The following is a 23,472-nucleotide window of genomic DNA, read 5'->3' on the forward strand; positions in this document are numbered from 1 at the left end:
GCCGCGTTGTTGTCCCACCCCCCCCCCCCCGCCCCCCCGCCCCCCGGGCGGCCGTGGCGGCGGCCGGCGCCGCCCGCCGCCGCCACCGGCGGAAGCCTGACCGTCATCGCGTCCGCGGCCCTGAGCCTGCTCGGCCTGCACGGCGCCGGCCTGCCCGCCGTCTACGGCGGCGCGGCCCTGGCCGGCGTCGCCTTCGGGGCCGTTTCCCAGGGCGCGCTGCACATGCTGCTCGCCTCGCTCCGCCAACGGGACCGCGCCGCGACCCTGGCCGCTTACTACGTCCTCAGTTACCTGTCCATGAGCCTGCCCGCCATCGCCGCGGGCGCCGCAACCCAGCACTTCGGACTGCGCACCGCCGCCTACGCCTACGCCATCGGCGCCGTCCTCCTCGCCGTTGCGGCGGCGTCGGCACTCACCGTGTCACGGCGCAGGGCCATCTCCATCTCCACCGCCGCAGACGTCCACCGCTGAAGACCAAGGGAGTGACCATCGTGAGCACCTCATCCGCCGGCAAGACCACCACCATCCCCTCCTGGAACGTGGGAGATGTCGCCGTCCACCGCATCGACGAGACTCTCCTGCCGCCCGCGACCGGACCCTGGCTGCTGCCCGACGCCACCCCGGACGTCGTCGACCGCCAGGACTGGCTGCGCCCCGACTTCGCCGGCTCCGACGGCACCCTGCACATCGACAGCCACAGCTTCGCCCTCACCGTCGACGGACTGCGCATCCTCGTCGACACCGGCATCGGCAACGGTAAGACACGAGCCAACCCCGCCTGGCACGACCTGCGGACCGACTACCTCGAACGCCTCACGGCCGCCGGATTCGCCCCGCGAACGGTCGACCTGGTGATCCTCACCCACCTGCACACCGACCACGTCGGCTGGAACACACGGGAGGCGAACGGCGAGTGGGTCCCCACCTTCCCCAACGCCCGCTACCTCACCTCCCGCGTCGAGCGGGACTTCTGGGCCGGCTACGACATGGACGAGCCGCGCCAGCAGATGTTCCGCGACTCCGTGATCCCGATCGAGCAGGCGGGACTGCTCGACACCATCGACGTCCCCGCCGAAGGCGTCGAGATCGTCCCCGGCCTGCTCCTGGTCCCCACCCCCGGGCACACCCCCGGCCACATCGCTGTCCAGCTGACCCGCCAGAGCGCCACGGCGCTGATCACCGGCGACTGCATCCACCACCCGGTCCAGTTCGCCCACCCCGCGATCGGTTCGTGCGTCGACATCGACCCCGAACAGTCCGAGGCCACGCGCCGGCAGCTCCTCGCCTCGCTCGCCGGCAGCGGCACCCTCGTGCTGGGCACCCACTTCCCACCGCCCACCGCCGGCCACGTGATCACCCATGGTGACGCCTACCGGCTCTCCCACATCCCCGCGGCCTGACGAACATTGCCGCCCCAACGGCCGGACCGAGGCCGGAGCATGCTCCCTCCGCCCGGCGCGGCGTCGGCCTTCAGCAGGCGGTCCGGTCTCGAGAGGGGCAGGCAGGCTTCCACCGCGCTGCCGACCCCACCGGACGGCAGCGCGCCGCGCGGCGAAATCCCGTCCGATGCATCCTCGATGCACCAGGTGACGACCGGACAGGCCGCGCTCGAAGCCGCCACGGCGTTCCGCGCGGGCCAGGCGGCGGGTCATGAGGCCGATGGCGGCCAGCGGATCATGGCTTCGCTGGTGGTGCGGTGGCGTTCGTAGTCGGCGGACCAGGCGCCGGTGTGCGGTGGGCCATGCAAGCGTCCGTTCGACCACCCACCTGCGAAGCAGCACGGCGAAGCCCTTCTGATCGGCGGGTTTGCGGACGACGTGGATCGTGGTGCGCAGGGTCTGGGCGGCCCAGTCGACCAGGCGTCCGGCGAACCCCGTGTCAGCGAACACGAACCTTGTGCCTGCCGAAAACTACGTCCGTGCAGTTGAGAGGCGCAGGGGGTGGGCTCCGACGCGGGGCTTGATCAGTAGCAACGACAGGCCGCGGCGAGGTGGTTGCCGCGGGATGATGGGCGGCTTTGCTGTTGCGACTGGCCTACATGACCGTGCCCAACGCGTTCGCGGTGCTGCGTCTGCTTCCAATGACCGATCGGGACGAGGACACCGAGATCCTGGTGTTGCGGCATCAGATCGCCGTGCTGGAGCGCCGGCCTGCCGGAAAGCGGGTGCGATTCGCTACGGCGGACCGGGCGTTTGTGTCGGCGCTGCCGCACCGGTCGCCTTCCGCGGTGGTAGGCCGAGCGGGCGTACTCGTCGAACAGCTCCCTGAAGGCGTCCGGGTCTCCGGCGCGGACCCGGGCGCGTGCATTGGTCTCCACATGCCAGGACTGTCCGCCCGCCCCCGCCGGGTTCCCGCGGCGCGCCGACCGCTCAGTCACGATCGTCGCCTTCCCCAATCCCTGGGTCCCGGACGCGGCCACCGCGGCACATGTTGCCGGAGGACAACATGTGCTACTGCCAGGCCGGCTGATCGAGCCGTCTGAAAGGGGCGAGGGCCGGAGCAGGAGCGTTACGTCGTTCCCTGCTCCACGGAACGAGGGCGCTGTCCCATCGCGGTCCGTGCAGAACACTTCGCAGTCATTCAGGTTCACCTGCCGCGTCGAGGCGGCCGGATTCCGCCATCTGCCGCTCTTTGCTGGCCGCGGTGGCTACCGTCCCGTCGTGGACCCGATCGCTGCTGCCAGCCTCGCCGTCTCCATCGTCGGCACCGCTCTCAGCACCACCATCAGCATTGCGGCCTGGCGGGCAGCGCACAGGTCGGCCACCGCCGATCACACCGCCAGCCAAATCGAGCTCGACCGACGGCACGAGGAGCTGACCCCTCAGTTCACCCTCACCGCGCGGCGTGACACTTTCGGCAGTGTCAAGTTGTGGATCGAGTTGACGGCGCCTTCGGCCCTCGGTGGCTTGGACTACGTCTGCGCCAGCATTCGAGATGAGGGTCCCGCCCGCCCCTGGCGCCCTCGGCCACCGACCTTCGACGTCTACCGTTCGCTGGAGTTCCAAATGCGCGATCGGGACGAGGTCATCTTGGCGGATTATGTGTTCAACACAGGCCGCATCTCTTACTCGTTCGCCCTGCAAGTCGGGGAGAGCCAAGACATCTACATGGTCCGGACGAGCCCGCCTGTCAGATGGAGAAGCACCGCAGAAGAGTGGCGACTCGATCGAGCCAAGCATCCCTTGGTGGTGGAGCTGGAGTGCTGCAAGGGCGGTTGGGCGCCCTGGACGGTGGCAGTCACGGTGACCTTCCCGGACGAGGAACCCCAGGGCTAAGAGTGATGGGGGAGGCTCTCGGGCTCCGCGGCGCCGTGGCAGGGGAACGCCCTGGTCGGGGGCGAATCGGCCGGTGATCAGCTCGGGCGCCGGCGGCGACGTCGGCGCCGTCCTCGTCGAGGCCGCGTCGATCGGCTACCTGGTCGGGCTGCTGGCCACCCGAGCCGAACGCAGTGCCAGGGTTGATCCGATCCACACGACATGTTGTGCCGACACCGGCCGGGGCCAGACCCAACCGGGGGCCTCTGCCGCCCTGATTTTCAAAGGGTCGATCGCCAAGGCGACCAGCACCGCGGGGTGGCTGGCCGACGCATGGGACGGCTACGACGGGGGCCGAGCTGCGGTTCGCCACCCAGTGGATCTCCAACGCCTGCAGCCGCGCCCGGCTGTTGTTCCTCCAGGCCGGTCGGCGCGATCTCGGGAGTGCGGCTGATGATCAACGTGCCGCGCTGCCCAGCCTTCCTGCCGTCGGACGAACCCGAGAGCCAGGCATCAAGCGGTGGTGTCCCCGGCATCGCCCTGCTTGAATGCCGGCGTGGCGTTGGATACGGGGCAGCTCTTGGCGGAGCACGACGGCACGCTGCGAAATCACGATCGAAAGCCTCCGCGACTTGGCACCGTCGTAGAGCGGATCGGCCCGCTGAACCTTACGCACTACGGCACCCACTGCGTCGTTGACCACCGCCCGCTGAAGGTGGAGGACTCGGCTTCGGTCGTGCGGCTTGTCCAGCAGGTGCAGGCATCCGCAGCCGCATGTGCGGAACCTGTGGAGTGGCGTGTGTTCCACCACGACGCAGCGGCGTCGCACCTGAGCATGGCGCTCGACGCGGCCGGCTTCGCCGCAGGTTGGGAGCGCAGTGTCTTGGTCGGTGAGGTCGCCGAGCTCGATTTCCCCGAGCCGGAGCCGGTATGTGAGACCAGATCGGTCCGGTGGGATGAACCGCAGGCGCAGCAGGCACTCGACCTTGCGGCACGAACCGGCCCGCACAGGTTCCCCTTGGCGACCTGGCACGCAATGCGCTCCATCCCGTACTGGGACGTCGAGGTCCGTGTGCTGACCCACCGCGGAACGGTCATCGCAGCCTGCTGGCTAGAGAACGTCTCCGACACCGCCTACGCCGTCATCGGAGGGCTGACCGCAGCTCGCCCCGAACTCCTGGCTCGGCTACCGCTGTGGCGGTTCCGGCCGCCGCCCAAACAGTTCCTGGCCGCCGACGCCGACGGGCAGGTGCGTGACGTTCTGCTCGCCACCGGATTTCGTGAAATCACGACCGTACGAGCCCACCACTGGACCCCGCCCGGCGAACCCGCGGCGACCCCGCCCGCAAGGCACTCGCTCTACAACGGCGAGGACGGGCAGATCCCGCGCCGCTGCGAAGCCCGCGTCGGCTTCGACTATGACAGCGGCAGAGGACGCTATCGCACGCCAGTCGACTCGCGCCGCTGGTTCTACGGCCTGTTGGGCGGCCGCAACGACCCGGTGATCGCGGCCGCCGAAAGCGTTATCGAACGCGGTCTGCGCGCCTGCGTCCGAACCGGCGAATGGGTGTACGAGTACCGGCCCTACCTCAATGGATGGGAGTTCGACCCGCACCGCGTCGGCGGCCCCGGACAGCCGTCCTGGCCGGGAAGCGCCATCGCTGATGATGAGTTTCAGTTCCTCGCCACGGCGGACGCCCGCCTGGGCACGTTCGCCCACTACGCGGAACAAACCCTTGTTGTCTTCGGAGAAGACCTCCTCACACGGGTCGCGGACGACCTGGACCGACTACTCGGCGGTGAGACCTGGACTTTCGGTTCGCAGACCTCCCACCCGGCTTAGGTTTCAATGACCTAGGTCAAACCACTATCGAACCATCCCTCGACGACCACGGCTTCTTCCCGCCAGTTCGAACTGGACGTCCGCAAAGTCCGGGATTTGGCCACGCTGGCGTTCGTGTCGGGTTCAGCGTCTACTTCACCACGCTGGACGACATGGTCCGCCGACTCAAGGCCGCCGACACCATCGGCTGGCTCGCCACCAAACTGCGCGTCTATCTCCGCCCGCACGTCCTGGTGGTCGACGGGTTCGGCTACCGGCCACTGGCCCACGACGAAGCCGACCTGGTCTTCCAGATGACTTCCCAAAGGTATGAGAAGGGGCGATCCCCTTGACCAGCAACAAGGCCTTCTCTGAATGGGGAGGCGTATTCGGCGACGAGGTCCTGGCCACCGCCATCCTCGACCGGCTCGTGCACCACTGCGAGGTCATCGCCATCAACGGCCCCAGCTACCGCCTCAAGAACCGCCTCGCTGCCGTCAACACCGAGACCGCCGCGTGACATCCGGCAGGCGAGCCCGTCGGCACCCACGGCAGGTTCGACCGGCGCCGGCTGGAGGCTCTTCAGGCTTCGCCGATTTCAGCGCGATACCTGGCCTCGTCCAGATCCTCAGCCAGGTCAGCCAAGGTGATCTCGGGATTCAGTGCGGCGATCACTCGTTCGGTCAATGGGCGCAGCGAATAGATGTGACGCACCGCCTCCAGATCGACCGGAACTTGGTAATAGTTCTCGGCGAAGCGCTGGAACGTCTCAGGGACAGGATCGGTGAGCAGCCCGAAGAGGCGGGTCGCTCCATCGGCATCGTTCTCACCGTCGGGGTAGTCGATCTCACCCACGTGCCAGCGGTCATCATCGGTTCCGCGCCACAGACACGCGGTGACCAAAGGCAGTCCGATCTCGTCGCAGAAGGCCGGCTCCTGGACACACGACCCGAAAACCTCCGGCACCGAGTCCAGGACCCCTGGCCAAGGTCCCTCGTTCGCATACGGGCTCATCACCGACTCGTGAGCGAACCCGCGGACATAGGCACCAGCCGCCGAGAAGACGATCGAGTACTCATCCCCCGAGCCGTTCCTCATCGAGGCCATCTCCTCCTCCGGCGACCAGCCCGCAGAGAAGGAGCAATACCGGCTCTCCCAGACGGGGCTCAAAATCGCCTCCAGCACGGCCACCGACCGGCACAGATCCCGCAGCCGATCGATGTCGGGCAGCGATCGAGCCACCTCATGAGCAGTCACAAACAGCATCTAACCGGATAACGAGCACCCGGAAGCCCCCGCCGCCCCAGCAGCCAACCCCAGACTGGATCCCACCCACTTGACACCGACTGACGGAGCCTATCGACACGAGGTACCTCTGCGCGTCTATCCGTACCCAGGCCTGCACGCGAAGGAGAGCGGCCCGCCGACAGCATCCGGATCAGGTCGTACGCGCGGACCCGGCCGGTGGCGAGGGAGCTGGCGACGGGCAGCATGTCGGCCCAGCGCGCGCGGATGCGGTCCAGAAGTGGCAACCTTCCTGCGGCGGTGGCGCCCGCCGATGTCATACGGTGCCTGACTTACGTCCGTGGTGCCGGTTGGCTGCGGTCGTTGCCGTCACTGATCGACCCGCCGACGTCGTTCTTTCAACCGCTGGACGTGCCGCTCGTGCTGCGCGGCGCAGCGCCGCTGGGCACGGTCGATGCGCAACGTTTGGGGGGCGGCCGCGAACTCGTCCACCTTTACTTCGAACGGATCTGCGTCGTACTCGATGAGACGAGCCAACGTGTCTCGGTCTTGCTCGGCGGCTACTCGCCAGCGCACGTGGTCCCGCTAGAGATCCTCGCTCGCCTCGGCCTCGTCCACACTCCGACGATAACTGCTTGCCGCGCCGTCACCTGAATGCGAACCATCGGCGACCTGGGTCTTCGCGGTCCTGCCTAGGCCGTGACGCGCGCCGGTGGAAGGTCGCGTAAGTCGTTGTGTGCCACTGTTGCTGTACTTCTCTGCTGAATGACCCCCGCTCGGATCCAACCGCGCTGTCGGCTTGGGAGTCATTCCGATCTCGGCCGTTATGACCGCTGACCTGATGTAGACCCATGCCGCACGTGACCGTGAATGACGCACTCGACGACGCTCTGATGGAGTCGACCATCGGGCTGTACAAGACCGTGCTGATCAAACCGTGCGGACCGTGTAAGAACCTGTCTGGTGCCGAGCCAGCCGCCGGCGAGTACATGGCCTGGTACAGCACCACCTGGATCCACGGTGGGATCGGCCACACACCACCCGCCGAGAAGGAGGCCTTCTACCTGATCCGGCTAAACGCCACGCCACAGCCGGCGAGCTGGCAAGATCAACAAGGTGCGGCGGAATATGATCATTTGCACGGCAGTAGTAGCGGCCTTCATCCTGCCGCTGGCGCTTGCAACAGCAACGTGGTGGAAGTTCTTCTACGAGCCGCCCATCGGCGGTCCGATCGCCGAGGCGTTCACGAAGACTCCCCCGGTCCGCCCTATCGACTCGTTGACGGACTCAGCGCTGTTCTCGCACGCTCCCGATCCGTGCAAGCTACTGCAGTCGCTGGGCGATTTCACCGATCCGGTCAAACACGACGGGGCGTGCGAGCATGTCAGAGAGGTGGGGGAGGGGTATAAGACCTACGAGGTGAGGGCCACTGCCGTTCCCAAGTCGACGGACGCTGGGGCGGTGGCCGAAGCCGTTCGCAGGTACGATGCGTTGGCCCGCCAGGCCCACAGCCCGGCGTTCAGCGAGAATGACGCGAAGTTCAAGCACTTCTTCAGTGCGCTGACCGGTCCTGGCGAGCAGGCGTTCGCCAGGTACACGTACATGCAGTCCAACCTGCACGGCTACCTGCACTACTCCGGGGCCGAGGTGGTCTTCAGAGTCCGCAATCTTCTGGTGGAGGTACGGGTGCAGTCGCCCGACGACCAGCGGAGTCGGCAGCTCAACCTGGTCTATGCCGCCGCACGCAAGATCGCGGCAACGCTGAAGCCCTGAGACGGCCGTTTCGACGACGATCCGCCGTCCTGCCTCAGGTCGCTCCGGGACAATGACCCGGCGGTCGGGGATTGCCTCGTCATACCTGCCTCTAGCTGCTGCTCCACCTGGGCATCGCGCCCAACGTCGCCCACGACATCGTCAGGCACGGCGACATCGAGGTGGCGATGACGATCGAAGCGCACACATCCCTCGACGACATACGGGCGGCGCCGCGAAAGCTGGCGACGACTGTGCGCGGCCTCCGGGGTCGCCGGTCGAAACCTCGCCTCCGGACGAGGCGGACGCACGGTGAAGGAGGCGGTGTGAGTTCAGCGAGGCCGCGCGGGCCGTACGCCAAGACGGCTGCCCGGCGGGCCTACATCGTCCGCGCCGCGCGCGACGGCTTCGCCGAGTACGGTTCCGCCCGGTCCTCGCTCCGCGACATCGCCGAGCACGCGGGCATCACACACACCAGCCTGCTGCATCATTTCCGCCACCGACCAGATCATCACCAGTGCCGTCTCCTCCACCCGCAACAACGGGGACCGGCGCTTCTTCCAGCCCTACCTCATCGACCGGTACGGCGACCGCGGCTCCTACCAGGGCCAGCAGGTCAACGCCGCCGGCGACGGCGGCCCGGGCGCGATCAACGACCCGAACTGGAGCGGCAGTGCCGGCTGTTCAGGTTCCGGTGAGTCTCACAGGTCTGTCTACGTGGGTCGCGCCGGGTGGAGTTCCGGTTGTCCGGCCGGTCGGTACACGTGCACGCCGACGCCTCTTGCGTCGGTGTGGGAGCTGATGACCTCGAGCGCGGCGGCGGGGCCGTCGTCTGGGAACAGCCGCATGCCCTGTCCGAGGAGCACGGGAACGACCAGCAGGGTCAGTTCGTCGATGAGGTCGGCGGCGAGCAGCGAGCGGATCAGGGTCGCGCTTCCGTGCACCTGGATTTCGCCCGATGACGATTCCTTCAGTTCTTTGATCGCCGTGGTCGCGTCCCCGGACAGCAGTGTGACGGGTCCCCACGACGGTTGCTGGAGACTGTTGGATGCGACGTACTTCTGCGACTCGTTGAGCGCGACCCCGATGGGGTGCGCCCGCATTTCCGGCCGGGTGCCCCAGGTCTCGGCGAACATCTCGTACGTGCGCCGCCCGAACAGGAACGCATCCGCCCGCTGATAGGTGGCGATGATCATCTCGCCGGTGTCATCGGCGAAGGCCCCGAGCGCCCAGCCGTCCCGCGTGAATCCGCTCGCCAGTTCCTCGGGAGTCGCGTGACCGTTGCCCTGCATCACACCGTCCACGGTGATCTGCGTCATCGTCGTCAGCCTCATGTGCCCATCGTGGGCGCACCGGGCGTGTCGTGGCAATCATGCGTGCCGAAACAGCAACGCGGCGCCGCTGACCGGCCTTCTCCGGATGGCATGGAGATGGGGTAATCCTGTCCGTCCGGAAGACCACGCTGTTCTGGCAGCGTCGTGAGACGAAAGGGCAAGAGATCGAGCATGGGGGATGATCTGTCCGCGGTCGGCCCCCGGCTGCGGGCGATCCGGGAGTCGCGGCGCATGACCATCAGGTCGGTGTCGGATGCCACGGGCATCTCGGTCAGCACGCTCTCTCGGCTCGAGTCGGGGAACAGGCGTCCGAAGCTTAAGTTGCTGATGCCGCTGGCGAGGCTCTACCGGCTGCCGCTCGACGACCTCGTCGGTGCACCTGCCCTCGGAGACCCCCGGATCCACCCGCGTCCGCGAGTCCGGGACGGCGTCATCACGATGCCGTTGTCCAGCGGTTCCGGGGCGTGGGAGGCCTTCAAGCAGGTGCACCCGCCGGCGCCGGAGAAGCCGATCAGGCAATGGGTTCACCCGGGATGCGACTGGATCTACATGATCGCCGGACGGATGCGGCTCCTCCTCGGCGAGGACGAGATGATCGTCGCCGCCGGCGACGCCGACGAGTTCGATACGCGCGTGCCGCACGGCTTCGGCAACCCCGGGCCCGAGGTCCTCGAAGTGCTGTGCCTGTTCAACCTCGACGGAGCGAAACTGCACAGCCGGGCAGTCGAGATGGAAGAGGCACCGGACGACGCGGGCTGAATGTCCGGTCGTGCAGGTTCGGTCGCTGCTCACGGGCCGAATACGACACGGTCAAATACAGCAGGACACCAGCACGCCCGATCCGGAATACCGCCGCCCAGACCACCGGGTCGCGGTACCGGGAGTCTTTTCCATTCCCTGTCCGGCGCCGCTCGCCGCGCCGCTTCGCCGAACTGCGCGTGTTGCTGGACGAAGTCGAGGCCGTCACGCTCGACCCTGGCCAGGAGGCCACCTAGTGTTTCGGGAGTTTTGGGAGGCGCCCACACGCGCGCGACGTACGTGTCGGCGCCTCCCTTTGATGGCCTACGCGTGAGCAGGCAATATGCTCCCCGCCGTGCGCTGGGAGGGCGTGGTCTCGTGCCCGCCGCTGGACCAGGCAGGGGACTGGGCGGGACATCCAGTCCGCCTGCCTCCTGGCGTGGGTCTGGCAGGAACGGACACGCGAGTGGCGCGGGATCGTCAGCTATCCACGTGTTGCCGGTGAGCCGCCGGCGGCGCACCGGGTCCTGGCCGAGGTGCGCGGCAGCTCGAGTCCCATCCGCCGCCAAGCCGCCGATTCCGGCCCCGGCCACGATCACGCGAGGATCTTGCTTTCGCTCCATCGTGCATCTGCCTCGTGTCGGGGCCCGGGCGTGCTCGCGAGGGTCCGGTCGATCCAGTGGAGGGCCTTGTGCGCGACGCGCGGCCGCCGGGTGCGCGCCGGATCGGGCCCGGCGGCCCGGGCGGCGATGACGCTCAGCAGGTCACATCCCCGCCCGGAGTCCTTGGCGCCAGCTGGGGTGGGACGGCGTCCAGCCCAGTTCGCGCTTGGCCTTGGCGTTGGACGCGCCGCGCAGTTCGGTCATGAGCACGACGCCGGCGGGACCGGCGGCCAGCCGTCCGATGAACCGGGGCACGCGCAGCGGCTTCTTGGCGCCGAGCATCGCGGCCAATTCCGGGAGCCACTGGGCGACCGGGGCGGGGTCGTCATCGACGATGTTGTAGACACCGCGGCCGCCGTTCTCCACCGCCGCCACCGTGGCGTCGGCGGCGTCGGCGATGTGGACGAACGACCACACCCCACCGCCGTCGCCGACGACCGGGAACTTGCGCTTGCGGATCATCTCCAGCTGCTCCGAGCCCGGCGCCATGGACGTGCCGGGTCCGTAGAACGCGCCGTAGCGCAGCACGATCCCCTCGATCCCGTCGGCGCCCAGCACGGCCTTCTCCATGTACTCGACCGCGGCGATCATCGACGCCATCTGGGCGACCGGTGAGCGGTCCAGGGGGTCCTCTTCGGTCTTGACCGGGCCGCCGGTCCGGGCGTAGGTGAACGCGCCGTTGCTCTGGGCGATGAACCGTCGCACTCCGGTGTCGCGCGCGGCGGCGAGCAGGTTGTCGGTGCCCTCGATCCGCAGCCGGTCGGTGGCGGCGAAGCTGCGTTCGAAGTGGCGGGTGTCGATATGCCCGATGGCGGTCAGCTGGTTGACGATCACCTCCGGGTTCGCCTCCCGGACGGCCTTCCCGACCTGGGCGCCGTCGAGTGCGTCGGCGATGACCGGCACCGCGCCCATCCGCGTGACCGCGGCCTTGCCGGATTCGCTGCGGACCATGGCGAACACCTCGTGCCCCGCGTCGACCAGACGTGGCAGCAGCTCCTTGCCCATCGCTCCGGTCGCTCCTGCCACCAGCACTCTCATCATCGGCTCCTTCGCTCTCCGGTTCGGGTTCGCCACTTGAACCGGATGGCCCGCCGATTGCTGACAGGAGTTAGATGTGAACCACGTCACACCACCAGCAGGGGCCGGCCGTGGTCGGCTGCCGCCCACTGCTCGGTCGCGCGTTCGAGCTTGTCGGGGTTCGCCTGGGTCCTGCAGGCGGTGATGCCCTCGGCGGTGACCTCCAGGCACATGATGGCGACGACCCGGCCCTCCACGACGGCCACCACGGCGGGTTCGCCGTTGGCGGCCCAGGCGTAGATCTCGGACGAGCCGCCGACGATGGCGCGCTTGGCCTCGGCGGGCTTGAACAGGGCCCGCATGAACTGCGCGACCGCGGCGGCCCCCTCGAACGCCCTGGTGCGGGCCGGGACCTTCCCTCCGCCATCGCCGACCGAGACGGCGTCCTTGGTGAGCAGGCGTACGAGCTCACCGGTCTGGCCGCTGGCGGCGGCCGCGAGGAACTCCTCGACGACCCGGAAGGCGGACGCCTCGTCGATCTCCCGGCGGGCCTTGCCGTGCGCGACGTGCTTCTTGGCACGGTGAAAGATCTGCTGGCTGGCGGCCTCGGTGATATCGAGGATCTCGGCGATCTCCCGGTGCGGGTAGTCGAACGCCTCCCGCAGCACGTAGACGGCCCGTTCGCTCGGGGACAGGCGCTCCATGAGGGTGAGGACCGCGTACGACACCGATTCGCGCTGCTCGGCGGTGTCGGCCGGGCCGAGCATAGGGTCCCCCGCGAGCAGCGGCTCGGGGAGCCACCGGCCGACATAGGTCTCCCGGCGGACCCGGGCGGAGGCGAGCTGGTTGAGGCACAGGTTGGTGAGCACCTTCGTCAACCAGGCTTCGGGAACCTCGACCCGGTCGACGTCGGCGGCCTGCCAGCGTAGGAACGTCTCCTGGACGACGTCCTGCGCCTCGTAGGCGGAGCCGAGGAGGCGGTAGGCGATGGCCTCCAGACGGGGCCTCGCCATCTCGAAGCGGTCGACGTCCTGCGCCGTCAGAGGCATGGCCTGATCCTAATCGTCCGCGGCGCCTCCACCAGGTGACGGTCCTGCTCATCGCTCAAGGCGATCCGGATGCTGACCACGATGCTCTCCCTCGGCTCACCGCCCATGGCGCCGAGTTGGACAGGCGCCAGCCCAGTGCTGTGCGCAGCAGCGCCGTCAGCCGGTCCCGCTCGTCGGGCGAGATTCCGGGGACCGCCGTGCGGGCGAAGGTGAAGGCCGCCGCGAACCGCTGGTGCCGCTGGTCCTCGCGGCTGCCTGAGCAGGTGCTGTTGGTGGTCCCTCCCGCGTCGGATTCGTGGTCTACGACGCGAGGAGGAGCCAGCCCGATCAATTCGGGGACAACCTAGGGATACCCCTGATGTCGATCGCGGGGCGCCCTGCGACGCTCTGGGGACATGAGACTCAAAGGCATCGGATTCGCCGCCGCCATCGCGTCCACCGTCATCATCATCACCACCACCGCCGCCATGGCGGACGCCGCGACGGCCGCCGCTGCCCGTGACGACGCCCTGCAGACGGCGCTCGACAAGGTGGTCGCGACCGGCCAGGCCGGCGCGGTCGCCGAGGTCAGACGGGACGGCACCACCTGGCGCGGCGCCAGTGGCCGTGCCCGGCTGGATCGCCCGGCCCCGCCCCCGCTGAACGGCCGGTTCCGCGCGGGCAGCGTGACCAAGCCGTTCACCGGGACCGTAGTGCTCCAGCTCGTCGCCGAGGGCCGGGTCGGCCTGGACGACTCCGTCGAACACTGGCTGCCCGGCCTGGTCAAGGGAGGCGCCGGCGACGTCACCGTCCGGGAACTGCTGAACCAGACCAGCGGCCTGCCCGACCCCGTCGGGGCACTGGTCGACGACGACGGCCTGCCGCGTGACCGCTGGCGAACGTGGACGCTGACCCAACTGGCGCGGCTGTCGAACGGGCTGCCACGTGACCCGAACCCACCGGGCACGCACTACAGCTACTCCAACAACGACTACATCCTGCTCGGCATGATCATCGAGAAGGCCGCCGGCCGGTCCTTCCGGACCGAGATCACCCGCCGCATCATCGTCCCGCTCGGCCTGGGCGGCACCTTCCTGCCAGGCGCGAATCCGTGGCTGCCCGCCCCGCACGCGAACGGTTACGTGACAGTCCGGCGCGACGGCCGCGACGTCACGTACGACATGACCGTCCTCAACCCCACCATGGCAGGTTCCGCCGGGGAGATCGTCTCGACCACCGACGACCTGAACCGCTTCTTCGCCGCACTCCTCGGCGGCCGCCTGGTACGTCCGGACCTGCTCCGCCAGATGACGGCCGGCGACAACGGCTTCGGCATCGAATCGACCACGCTGAGCTGCGGTGTCCGGATCCACGGCCACGGAGGCGGCATCCCCGGCTATCTCACGATCGCCTTCGCCTCCACCGACACCCGCCGTCAGGTCGCGCTCTCGATCAATCGTTACCGTGCAACCGATCCGTCCCCCGCCGCCATGGCGTTTCTCAATGCGGCCTTTTGCTCCGGTGTTCACCGCCACTCAAGGTGACGACGTAGCCGAGATTGCCGGGCATGGCCAGGGTCTGCAGGAACAGCCGGCCGAACGGGTCGTTCCAGTGACCTGGGGCGTCGTCCCGGGTGGCGAGTGTTCCGGGAAAGGATCCGGTGCTCGCGGCCGTTCGCAACGCGGCCCGCCCCTCAGCCACACGCCGATCAGTCCAGGTACCGCTCGACCACGTCCATGAATCCACCGACTGGTCACTATCGTTCAGCGCGCTGTCCGATATGAAGGACGCTCAGGTAACGGCGCGATGCTCGGTCGCCCATCCGCGTGCGGATGCGCTCGGCAATGGCGTCGAGCACCGCCGCCTGGCACGCGACTACGAGACCCTGCCGACCTGATCTGAAGCCATGGTTCACAACCACCGGTGAGAGCTGGAAGCCTGGCTGGACGATCCGCTCCGGCGAAACGGGCTCCGAGGAATCATGTGGAGGGAGCTGCTGGGGGACGGGCACACTTGTTCGGTGTCGAATATCTTCACGGACTTCGCGCGAGTGTATGCACGGGCTGACAGCCGGATAGACGAGGTCGAGGCACAGTGGATCGCCTGGATGCTGCTCGGTCCCCGCGGGTCCTATCACGTCCCGGTCTGTAACCGACGCGGGCCACAAGGACGCTATGTCGACGTCCAGTACGGGTCTGGCAAGGGCAATGGCCTGGGGGAGTTCTGTGAGAACCACGTCGGATGGGCCTACAGCGCGATCTGGGTACGGCGCTTCGACGAGGGCGGCTCCCAGGATGTGATCTGGCACGACGCCGACGGGCCGAGCCGGTTCTGCCGGTACGGCTTCGACGAGGTCCGCGTGACCACCGCGGACGGGCGGCCGCCGAGGGCGCCGGAAGCGTCGTGGCGACGGCACCCTGATGGCACCTGGCGAGTGCGGGTCGCGGGCAGTTACCGGACGGGCAACAACCGCTCGCCCCGCGTCGGGCCCGGGCCCAGCGCCACGCCCACCACGGTTCAGCCGCCCCCGGACCCGGCGGACTTGCCTCTGCCCACGCCGACCACCCCGAGCATCGACGGCGAGGAACTGACGAGTATCCACCCGTCCTGGCTCGACTCTCTGACCCACGACGATTCGACCGCCACGTTGATCGAGTATCGCTGGCGGGGCCGGGTCGTGCATTGGGCGTCGTTCCAGCCGGACGAGGCGTGCCTCGATCCGGACCCGGACTGGCGGCACCGGTCCGCAGACGACTGGGACAACTGTCTCGACGCGGAATTCCTCCGTCTCACCGGAGCGGCCGACCTGCTCGCTCCAGAGGAGGTGTACGAGCGCGATCGGAGAGACTGGGAAACGGACTCCTGGTATCACAGATTCACCTAGCCGACCTTGCGGGTTGGCCGGGAAATGGCATGGGGCCTGCCTCCTTCGGCTCTCCCAAATCGACGGCTGCGGCGCCCACGCGTCCATGCGATCTTGAGGGACAGTCCCACTTGTTCGTGATTGTCTGATCTTGTCGTCATCGGGTGCTGTTTCGCGGATCGTGCGCGGGGGTGGTGGGGTGGAGCCGGGGCTGCGGATCGCCGGCCGGTACCGGCTGGAACGGGCGCTGGGCGGCGGAGGCTTCGGGCAGGTGTGGCAGGCGGTCGATCTGCTGCGGGACCGCGACGTTGCCGTTAAGTTCCTGCACCGGGACGTCGCCGCGAGCGGCCCGGTCTGGTTGAGCAAGTTCCGGCAGGAAGCGAAGATCGCGGTCCGGTTGAACCATCGCAACATCACCGCGGTCGACGACTTCGGCGAGTACGAGGGCCAGTGGTACCTGGTCATGGAGTTCCTGCGCGGCAAGGACCTGGCTGAGGAGATGGCCGGGCATCCGCACGGGCTTCCCGTGCCGCGGGCGGTGACGCTGGCCGCGCGGATCGCGGAAGGGCTGGCAGCGGCCCATGAGCACGGCGTCGTGCACCGGGACCTCAAGCCGGCGAACCTGATGCTCCTGGACGGGGACCAGGTCGAGATCTGCGACTTCGGCATCGCTCATATCGCCGAGGCGTCGGCGGCGCACACCCTTCATGGCCGGAAGGCGGGTACTCCGGCGTACATGGCTCCCGAGCAGTGGCGTGGGGACCCGGTGGACGACCGCACGGACCTGTACGCCTTCGGCGGGATCCTGTACGTCCTGCTGACGGGGCACCCGGTCTTCCGGGGCCCGTCGGTCGACGCGTTCATGGGGCAGCATCTCAATGCGGAGCCGGCGGCGCCGAGCACGGACCGACCGGAGATCCCCGAAGCCCTGAACCGCCTCGTCCTGGATCTGCTGGCCAAAGAGCCCGGCCGGCGTCCCGGTTCCGCCGAAGAGGTACTCGCCAGTCTGCGCGGCTCCGAAGACGCGGGCGTGCCTCCTGTGCGTCCGGATGTGCCGCTGCGGCCCGTCCCACGGCGTGGCGATCCGCCCGTGGAACGCGGTTCACCTTTAGAACCCGACACCGCTGCACGCATCTCGTCGGCCCCGCTGATACCGCGGCGCACCCTCGTCATCGCAGCCGCCGTCGCGGCGGCGCTGGTAGTGGTCCCCTTCGTCGTCATCAGAGGCGATGGGAGCGAGGACCGGCACTTCCGTGTTCGCTTCACCCTCAGCGGACACGACAAGTTCGTCTCCTCGCTGGCGTTCAGCCCGGACGGCTCCAAAATGGCCACCGGGAGTTCGGACAGCACCGCGAAGGTGTGGAACGCCAGGACCGGCGCGCTCATCACCACGCTGAACGGACACACGAAGGCGGTCACCTCGGTGGCGTTCAGTCCGGACGGTTCCAGACTCGTCACCGCGGGCTCGGACGACACCGTGAAGGTATGGAGCGCCGGGACCGGCGCGCTCATCACCACCCTGACCGGCCACGAGTACGGCGTCGGAACTCTGGCGTTCAGCCCGGACGGCTCCAGGCTCGTGACCGCGGGCTCGGAGAAGCCGAAGCTGTGGAACTTCAGGACCGGTGCTCTCATCGCCACGATCAATGATCCGTCCGGCGTGAACTGGAAGGTGAGGTTCAACTCGGCCAGCTCATTATTGGTCACCGTTCCTGGTGTTCCGGTGTGGACGGCGAAGCTGTGGACCGCCAAGACCGGTGCACTCGTCAGAACGCTCGCCGGTCATCGCGACTACGTCAGCGACGCGGTGTTCAGCCCGGATGACTCCATGCTCGTCACCACCAGCGGGGACCACACCGCGAAGATGTGGAACGCCAGGACCGGTGCCCTCATCACCACGCTCACAGGACACAAGGACACGGTCAGCGCGGCGGCGTTCAGTCCAGACGGTTCCAGGCTGGCCACCAGCAGCTGGGACAAGACGATAAAGGTGTGGAACGCCAGGACCGGTGCCCTTGTCACCACCCTCACCGGGAGCAAGGGATCGGTCAGCGAGGTCGTGTTCAGCCCGGACGGCCGGACCCTTGCCACCGATGACCGGAACACCGTGCGGATCTGGAACGCCAGAACAAGTTCCCGGATTTCCAGTTTTGACGGCAAACGGAAGCTGGTTCCTTTCATAGGGACTCCGCACTATGTCAGTGAGCTGACCTTCAGTCCGGACGGTTCGCTCCTGGCAGCTGCGAGCGCGGATATCGTCATGATCCTGGAGAGGACGGATTAGGGCCGCGCTTACGCGGGCCTGTCGACCGACGTCGCCGGGGCCGGCAGCCGGGTCGTCACCTCCTGCGACGGTGCCGCATCTCAGGTCACGATGGTGCGAACGCGGACCAGGTCATCCATGTGCGCGAAGAGGCTGGCCGGGCCGCCGTCGGAGTGCGAGAACACACGGGGGTGCAGCGCGCGATGGTGTGCGGACGGCCGGGGTCGTCGCAGGAGGGGCGGCGCGGCGGCAGGCCGAGGCGCGGCGGTGGATCGCCGAGCTTGTGCAGTCGCGTCTGGAGGCTGAGGAAGACCGATTGTCCCGGCCGCCAGAGCTACACCCATTCGGGGTCGTCAGGGCCGCTCGCGGGGGAGGAGGTGGGCTAGGCGTTCGGCGTCCTGGCTGCCGGGTTCGGCGTAGTAGACGACGAGCTTCTGCTCTGGTGCCTCGGCGGTGTGCAGCACCGTATGGGTGAGCGTCATTCGGCCGGTGGCCGGGTGGTGCAGCACCTTTGTTCCGCTGTCGCGGGTCTTGACGTCGTGGCGGGACCACCATTGCCTGAACTCCGGCGAGGCGTCGCGGAGGTGGGAGATGAGCTCCACGAACGCGGGGTCCTCGACATACCGTCCTGCTGCCGCACGGAACCGCGCGAGCAGGGCCTGCGCCTCGCCCGTCCAGTCGACGAGCCGCTCGCGGGCGGCCGGGTCGGTGAACATGTAGACCAGGATGTTGCGTTCGCCGGGCGGGCGGGCGAACCAGTCGGTGAACAGTGCCCGGCCGGGACGGTTGGCGGCCAGTACGTCCCAGCGCCGGCCGGTCACGTACGCGGGGTTCGGTTCCAGAAGCGCGAGCAGCGGAGCCAGCGCCGGGTCCACCGTCTCGACCTCCGGTACGGCGAGCGGCGGGTGCTCGCCATGGGCCAGCAGGAAGAGATGGGTGCGCTCACCGGCGTCGAGCTGGAGTGAGCGGGCAAGGGCCTCCAGGACCTGGACGGACGCCCGGACATCGCGGCCCTGCTCCAAGAACGTGTACCAGGTGGGTGAGACGCCCGCGAGGACGGCGACCTCCTCGCGGCGGAGTCCCGGCGTGCGGCGGCGCCCGCCGGATGGCAGCCCGGCGGCCTGCGGGGAGAGACGCTCCCGCCTGCCTCGCAGGAAGCCGGCCAGCTCTCGGCGGCGCTCCGGAGAGTTCGGCATGGCGTGATCACCCTAGCCTGGTACCTGTTGTACCGCTATGAGCGGAATCTGGATGGCGCGGAGCGGCGGGACGAGGCTGCTCCCATGACCTCTCGAACGCTCCTCCAGTCGCCGGCCCACAGGGTTGCGGAGAGCGATGGCGCCCGGCGGTGGCTCGCTCTCGTCGTGGTGCTCACCGGTGTGTTCATGCCGATCCTCGACTTCTTCATCGTCAACGTCGCCATCCCGTCGATCGAGACGGATCTGCACGCGACGAGCGGGCAGACCGAGCTGATCGTCGCCGGGTACGCGGTGCCCTACGCCGCGCTACTGATCATCGGCGGGCGGCTCGGTGACCGGTGGGGGCGGCGCCGCGCATTCGCCCTCGGCATGGCGGGCTTCACCGCGGCCTCCCTGCTGTGCGGGATCGCTCCCACGGCCAACGCCCTCGTGCTCGCCCGAGCGGCCCAGGGCGCCGCCGCGGCCCTGCTGTTCCCGCAGGTCCTCACGCTGATCCAGCACATGTTCGGCGAGCGGGAACGGCCGCGCGCGATGACCTTCTACGGGTTGGCGCTGGGCTTGGCGGCCGCGTTCGGGCAGCTGCTCGGCGGCGGCCTCATCAGCGCGGACCTCGCCGGTCTGGGCTGGCGCTGGTGCTTCCTCATCAACATCTTCGTCGGTGTCATCGCGCTCGCCGCGGTGCGTCCCCTCGTGCCGTTCGCGGCTCCGATCGGGAGCCGCTTGGACGTCGCCGGTGGTGCGCTCTCCTTCACCGGCTTCGTCCTGCTGATCCTTCCCCTGACCGAGGGGCGGGTGCAGGGCTGGCCTGCTTGGTCGTACGCGAGCCTCGTGGCGGCGGTCCTCGTCCTCGGCGCGTTCGGCCGGCACCAGCACCGGACGGCGCGCAAGGGCGGCGATCCGCTGGTGCCGCCGAGCCTGTTCGCCGACCGCGCGTTCCGGGCGGGCCTGCTCACGGTCTTCGCCTTCTACACCGGGATGAGCTCGTTCTTCTTCGTGCTCGCTTTGCAGCTCCAGCATGTCCAAGGGCTGTCCCCGGTGCAGTCGGGCCTCCAGGTCACCCCGCTGGCACTGGGCTTCTTCGCCACCTCGCTCTTGGCCCGGCCGCTGCCGGCCCGGTTCGGAGACCGCTCCCTGATCGCCGGCGCCGTGCTGCTGCTCGCCGCCTATGCGGGGGAGTACGCCCTCGTCTCGGACCGGCTCGCGCTCAGCGTGCTGCTCACCGTCAACGGCCTCGGGCAGGGCATGGTCATGGCGCCGCTGATCGGCCGGGTCCTGGCCGGCGTGGCCGCACACCACGCGGGCGCGGCCAGCGGCGTGCTCGCCACCTGCCAGCAACTCGCCGGGGCGCTCGGTATCGCGATCATCGGCATCGTGTACTTCAACTCCGCCGACCGCGGCTTCCAGGCCGGGTTGATCTACCTGTCGATCACCGTGCTCGCCACCATCAGCGGCCTCGTACTCATCGGCCGCTCCCGCCCGGGAACGTGACATCGTCCGCGAGCCGTCAGCGGTCGCCAAGCCCGGCCGTCGACCGGGTTCCCAGCCAGCAGGGCGGCGATGGCCGCCGCGAGCAGTGCTTCACCGCCCGCACCGGCTCTCGGGTGGTGAACGCCCGGCTGCACAAGAGCAACGCCAGCGCCGTCCACACATCGCGCGCGCCGGGTGTCAGTGGTTGTGCTGGGGATCGAGGGCCAGCTCGGACAGGTTCATGGCCAGCTTGCGGTGGACGGCGGGAATCCAGTCCAGGGCGCGCAGGGCGGTGTTGCGCCCGGCTCGCAGCACGGGGTTGTCCACGGTCGCGACGCGGGTCATCTTGTCGGTGAAGGACACGACCTCCTCGGCGACGGGCAGGCGCTCGGTCTCGTAGGCGTCGAGGACGATCTCGTCGGCACCGTCGCGGATCACTGCGGCGAGCTTGGACGCCAGGTTCAAGGCGTCCTGCAAGCCGGTGTTCATGCCCTGCCCGCCGGCCGGGCTGTGGACGTGGGCGGCGTCGCCGGCGAGGAACATCCGGCCGGCGCGGTAACGTTCGGCCACACGGTGGTGCACCCGGAAGCGGGAACTCCACACGATCTCCTCGACGGCGGCCGGGCGCGCCTGGGGGCCGCGGGTGTCCAGCAGGCTCTGGACGTGCGAGTGGCCGGGCGCCGGGGGAGCCTCGTCCACCGTGGCGACGATCCGGTGGCGGCCACCGGGCAGGGGCGCGAGGACGGTGACGCCCTCCGGGGAGAAGTAGAGCCGGATCTCGGCGTCCGGCACGTCCCCGCTCAGGTACGCGTCGGCGAGGACGAACGACTGCGGGTAGGTGTCGCCCCGGAAGGCGATGCCCGCCTGGTCCCGCACCAGGCTGTGCATCCCGTCGGCGCCGACGGCGTACCGTGCGCGGATCCGCTCGCCGGTGGCCAAGGTGGCGGTGACGCCGTCGGCGTCCTGGGAGAGCGCGGTGAGCTCGCGGGGGCGCGTCACCCGGCCGCCGGCGCCGACCAGCCGCTCGAGGAGGATCCGCTCGGTGACGTCCTGCGGGATCAGCAGCGCGAACGGGTACTCGGTGGGCAGATCACCGAAGTCGACATGCAGAAGGACCCGGTCCCGCTCACGGATCGTCGCGTGCGGGACGACGATGCCGCGTGCCACCAGCTTCTCGGTGACGTCGAGCTCGGTGAGCACTTCGAGGGTGCGGGCGTGCACGACCGCCGCCCGCGAGGTGTTCGCGCCCTCGGCCTGCCTGTCGATCAGCATCGTGGACACGCCCTTGGCGGCGAGCGAAGCGGTGAGCGCCAGGCCGACCGGGCCGGCGCCGACGACGAACACGTCGGTGTGCGTGGGAAGGTTCATGGCGCCGACGCTACGGACGGCCGGGTGCCTGCCGCGTCCGTCGAATGACGGTAGTCGCCGCCGCCGTCATGACGATCGCTTAGGTCGACACATATCTGGCCAGCTCGGCGCGCGAGGCGATGCCCAGCTTCGGAAAGGCCTTGTACAGGTGGTAGGCGACCGTGCGAGCGGAAAGGAACAGCCGGGCACCGATCTCCCGGTTGGTGGCTCCGGTCGCGGCCAGCCGGACCACCTGCAGCTCCTGCGGAGTCAGCGCCGCGAGCGGATCGCGGGCGCGGTCGCCGGCCGACGATTCCGGCAGCGAGATCCCGCTCGCGCGCAGCTCCGCGGCCGCCCGCCTGGACCAGGCGCACGCGCCCAGCCGGTCGAACGCGGCCATCGCGGAGCGCAGCTGCGCCCGTGCGTCGGCCCGCCGATTGTGGCGGCGCAGCCACTCTCCGTAGACCAGCTCCGTACGCGCCTGCTCGAAGGGCTGGTCACCGCGCCGGTGCAGTTCCAACGCCTGCTCGTACAGGTCCGCGGCGTCACCTTCGGTCAGCATGGCCTGGCACCTGGCCGACACCGCCCGCGCCCACGGCTGCCCGATCGCCTCCGCCCACTGGGCGAGCCGCGCCGCCACCGGCCGCGCCCGCTCCGGGTCGCCGGCCCGGACGGCGGCCTCCACATAGTCCGGATGCATGTAGCGCCAGAGCCACACATCCCGGGCGGGCCCGGTCATCGCCTTGTCGAACCGGTCGAGCACCCGGTCGTGGCGGCCCAGCGCGGAGTCCAGGGCGATGAGCGCGCAGGTCGCCCACGCGTACCCGGTGATCCAGGCATCGTCCGCCGCCAGCACCTCCTCCGCGAGGGCCCGGCACCGCTCCTCGTCACCGGCGACTCCCGCGAGCCACGCGTCCACCCCGGACAGGTAGTGCGACCAGTGCGGCTGCTCCACGTCGTCGGCGAGCCGGCGACCCTCCGACGCGGTGGACCGGGCGGACGGGTGCCGCCCGGTCGCGAGCTCGGCGATCGCGAGCATCCCCATGGCCTGAGGCATGCGGCCGATGCGTCCCGCCGCACGGCAGGCGTCCACCAGACGGAGCGCGTCCCGGTACATGCCGTCCACATCGCCGCGTCCGAAGCCCAGGTAGACCGAGAGCACGCGGAGATCGAACGGGAGGTCCTCCTCCTGACCCAGGCTGTAGGGGGCGATGGTGGCGGCCACCCGGTCGCCCTCCAGCATCAGCCGGACGTCCCGCGCGATCGCGTGCACCGCGCCGAGGGGGCCCGGCAGCTCAGGGGCGAGGTCCTCGATGCGGCGGGCCAGCGCCAGGCGGTCCGGGTGCGGGCGGCCGGCCCACACGTAGACGGCCGCCCAGCCCAGCATGGTCAGCTTCGTCACCTCGTCCGCGGCCGTGAACGTCTCGACCCCCTCGCAGAGCAGGCGAGCGGCGTCCAGGGGCCGCCCGGACTCGAAGGCGAGC

General features: G+C 69.1%; 21 protein-coding genes and 2 pseudogenes. 16 read left to right on the forward strand and 7 right to left on the reverse strand.

Annotated features, from left to right (window positions below; genetic code table 11):
- From ABZ914_RS03680 to ABZ914_RS03710, 7 genes and pseudogenes are all read left to right on the forward strand, one after another.
- Positions 1-471, forward strand: a pseudogene (locus ABZ914_RS03680) (hypothetical protein); the annotation flags it as partial.
- Between the two features lie 20 nt (positions 472-491).
- Positions 492-1,400: an MBL fold metallo-hydrolase gene (locus tag ABZ914_RS03685; protein WP_500191426.1), complete on the forward strand. Its 909-nt coding sequence runs from the start codon at positions 492-494 to the stop codon at positions 1,398-1,400.
- 39 nt (positions 1,401-1,439) lie between these two features.
- Positions 1,440-1,709, forward strand: a complete 270-nt coding sequence (locus ABZ914_RS03690) for a hypothetical protein (protein ID WP_500191427.1) — start codon at positions 1,440-1,442, stop codon at positions 1,707-1,709.
- A gap of 849 nt (positions 1,710-2,558) precedes the next feature.
- Complete coding sequence (locus tag ABZ914_RS03695) at positions 2,559-3,275, forward strand: hypothetical protein (protein WP_500191428.1); 717 nt, start codon at positions 2,559-2,561, stop codon at positions 3,273-3,275.
- A 73-nt stretch (positions 3,276-3,348) separates the two neighbouring features.
- On the forward strand, positions 3,349-3,708 hold the full coding sequence (locus ABZ914_RS03700) for a hypothetical protein (RefSeq protein WP_500191429.1): 360 nt from the start codon (positions 3,349-3,351) through the stop codon (positions 3,706-3,708).
- 102 nt (positions 3,709-3,810) lie between these two features.
- On the forward strand, positions 3,811-5,097 hold the full coding sequence (locus ABZ914_RS03705; protein ID WP_500191430.1) for a DUF2716 domain-containing protein: 1,287 nt from the start codon (positions 3,811-3,813) through the stop codon (positions 5,095-5,097).
- A gap of 152 nt (positions 5,098-5,249) precedes the next feature.
- Positions 5,250-5,596, forward strand: a pseudogene (locus ABZ914_RS03710) (ATP-binding protein).
- A gap of 62 nt (positions 5,597-5,658) precedes the next feature.
- Here ABZ914_RS03710 and ABZ914_RS03715 read toward each other — a convergent pair.
- Positions 5,659-6,342, reverse strand: a complete 684-nt coding sequence (locus tag ABZ914_RS03715) for a hypothetical protein (RefSeq protein ID WP_500191431.1) — start codon at positions 6,340-6,342, stop codon at positions 5,659-5,661.
- 342 nt (positions 6,343-6,684) lie between these two features.
- Between ABZ914_RS03715 and ABZ914_RS03720 the strand changes: the two genes are divergently transcribed.
- From ABZ914_RS03720 to ABZ914_RS03730, 3 genes are all read left to right on the forward strand, one after another.
- A complete protein-coding gene (locus ABZ914_RS03720; protein WP_500191432.1) occupies positions 6,685-6,975 on the forward strand; it encodes a hypothetical protein in 291 nt (96 codons plus the stop codon).
- Positions 6,976-7,449: 474 nt separating this feature from the next.
- Positions 7,450-8,094 carry a hypothetical protein gene (locus ABZ914_RS03725; RefSeq protein WP_500191433.1) on the forward strand — a complete coding sequence of 215 codons (645 nt, stop codon included), beginning with the start codon at positions 7,450-7,452 and terminating at the stop codon, positions 8,092-8,094.
- A gap of 167 nt (positions 8,095-8,261) precedes the next feature.
- Positions 8,262-8,771, forward strand: coding sequence for a TetR/AcrR family transcriptional regulator (locus ABZ914_RS03730; RefSeq protein WP_500191434.1), 510 nt, complete (start codon positions 8,262-8,264; stop codon positions 8,769-8,771).
- 15 nt (positions 8,772-8,786) lie between these two features.
- Here the strand turns inward: ABZ914_RS03730 and ABZ914_RS03735 are convergent, their stop codons facing one another.
- Positions 8,787-9,407: a dihydrofolate reductase family protein gene (locus ABZ914_RS03735; protein WP_500191435.1), complete on the reverse strand. Its 621-nt coding sequence runs from the start codon at positions 9,405-9,407 to the stop codon at positions 8,787-8,789.
- Positions 9,408-9,578: 171 nt separating this feature from the next.
- Between ABZ914_RS03735 and ABZ914_RS03740 the strand changes: the two genes are divergently transcribed.
- Positions 9,579-10,166, forward strand: coding sequence for an XRE family transcriptional regulator (locus ABZ914_RS03740; protein WP_500191436.1), 588 nt, complete (start codon positions 9,579-9,581; stop codon positions 10,164-10,166).
- Positions 10,167-10,909: 743 nt separating this feature from the next.
- On the opposite strand, the gene ABZ914_RS03745 is transcribed toward ABZ914_RS03740, so the two are convergent.
- On the reverse strand, positions 10,910-11,848 hold the full coding sequence (locus ABZ914_RS03745; protein WP_500191437.1) for an NAD-dependent epimerase/dehydratase family protein: 939 nt from the start codon (positions 11,846-11,848) through the stop codon (positions 10,910-10,912).
- An 83-nt stretch (positions 11,849-11,931) separates the two neighbouring features.
- Positions 11,932-12,873, reverse strand: a complete 942-nt coding sequence (gene sigJ, locus ABZ914_RS03750; RefSeq protein ID WP_500191438.1) for an RNA polymerase sigma factor SigJ — start codon at positions 12,871-12,873, stop codon at positions 11,932-11,934.
- Positions 12,874-13,268: 395 nt separating this feature from the next.
- Here sigJ and ABZ914_RS03755 point away from each other — a divergent pair, with 395 nt between their 5' ends.
- The 4 genes from ABZ914_RS03755 (at position 13,269) to ABZ914_RS03770 (ending at position 17,999) form a co-directional block, all read left to right on the forward strand.
- Positions 13,269-14,396, forward strand: coding sequence for a serine hydrolase domain-containing protein (locus ABZ914_RS03755; RefSeq protein ID WP_500191439.1), 1,128 nt, complete (start codon positions 13,269-13,271; stop codon positions 14,394-14,396).
- A 116-nt stretch (positions 14,397-14,512) separates the two neighbouring features.
- Positions 14,513-14,749, forward strand: coding sequence for a hypothetical protein (locus tag ABZ914_RS03760; RefSeq protein ID WP_500191440.1), 237 nt, complete (start codon positions 14,513-14,515; stop codon positions 14,747-14,749).
- Between the two features lie 123 nt (positions 14,750-14,872).
- The gene (locus tag ABZ914_RS03765) at positions 14,873-15,736 is read left to right on the forward strand and encodes a hypothetical protein (RefSeq protein ID WP_500191441.1); all 864 of its coding nucleotides are present in this window, start codon (positions 14,873-14,875) and stop codon (positions 15,734-15,736) included.
- A gap of 178 nt (positions 15,737-15,914) precedes the next feature.
- On the forward strand, positions 15,915-17,999 hold the full coding sequence (locus ABZ914_RS03770; protein WP_500191442.1) for a WD40 repeat domain-containing serine/threonine protein kinase: 2,085 nt from the start codon (positions 15,915-15,917) through the stop codon (positions 17,997-17,999).
- Between the two features lie 332 nt (positions 18,000-18,331).
- Here the strand turns inward: ABZ914_RS03770 and ABZ914_RS03775 are convergent, their stop codons facing one another.
- Entirely contained in the window at positions 18,332-19,174 is an 843-nt protein-coding gene (locus ABZ914_RS03775) for a helix-turn-helix transcriptional regulator (protein WP_500191443.1), read from the reverse strand.
- Positions 19,175-19,258: 84 nt separating this feature from the next.
- Between ABZ914_RS03775 and ABZ914_RS03780 the strand changes: the two genes are divergently transcribed.
- On the forward strand, positions 19,259-20,662 hold the full coding sequence (locus ABZ914_RS03780; protein ID WP_500191444.1) for an MFS transporter: 1,404 nt from the start codon (positions 19,259-19,261) through the stop codon (positions 20,660-20,662).
- A gap of 177 nt (positions 20,663-20,839) precedes the next feature.
- Here ABZ914_RS03780 and ABZ914_RS03785 read toward each other — a convergent pair whose 3' ends face one another.
- Together ABZ914_RS03785 and ABZ914_RS03790 are read right to left on the reverse strand one after the other, a co-directional pair.
- Complete coding sequence (locus ABZ914_RS03785; protein WP_500191445.1) at positions 20,840-22,009, reverse strand: FAD-dependent monooxygenase; 1,170 nt, start codon at positions 22,007-22,009, stop codon at positions 20,840-20,842.
- A 79-nt stretch (positions 22,010-22,088) separates the two neighbouring features.
- Positions 22,089-23,472 (reverse strand): helix-turn-helix transcriptional regulator (locus tag ABZ914_RS03790; RefSeq protein ID WP_500191446.1); only part of this gene is annotated, 1,384 nt, incomplete at its 5' end.

The sequence above is a fragment of the Spirillospora sp. NPDC046719 genome (assembly GCF_040645715.1).
Classification (GTDB): Bacteria; Actinomycetota; Actinomycetes; order Streptosporangiales; family Streptosporangiaceae; genus Spirillospora.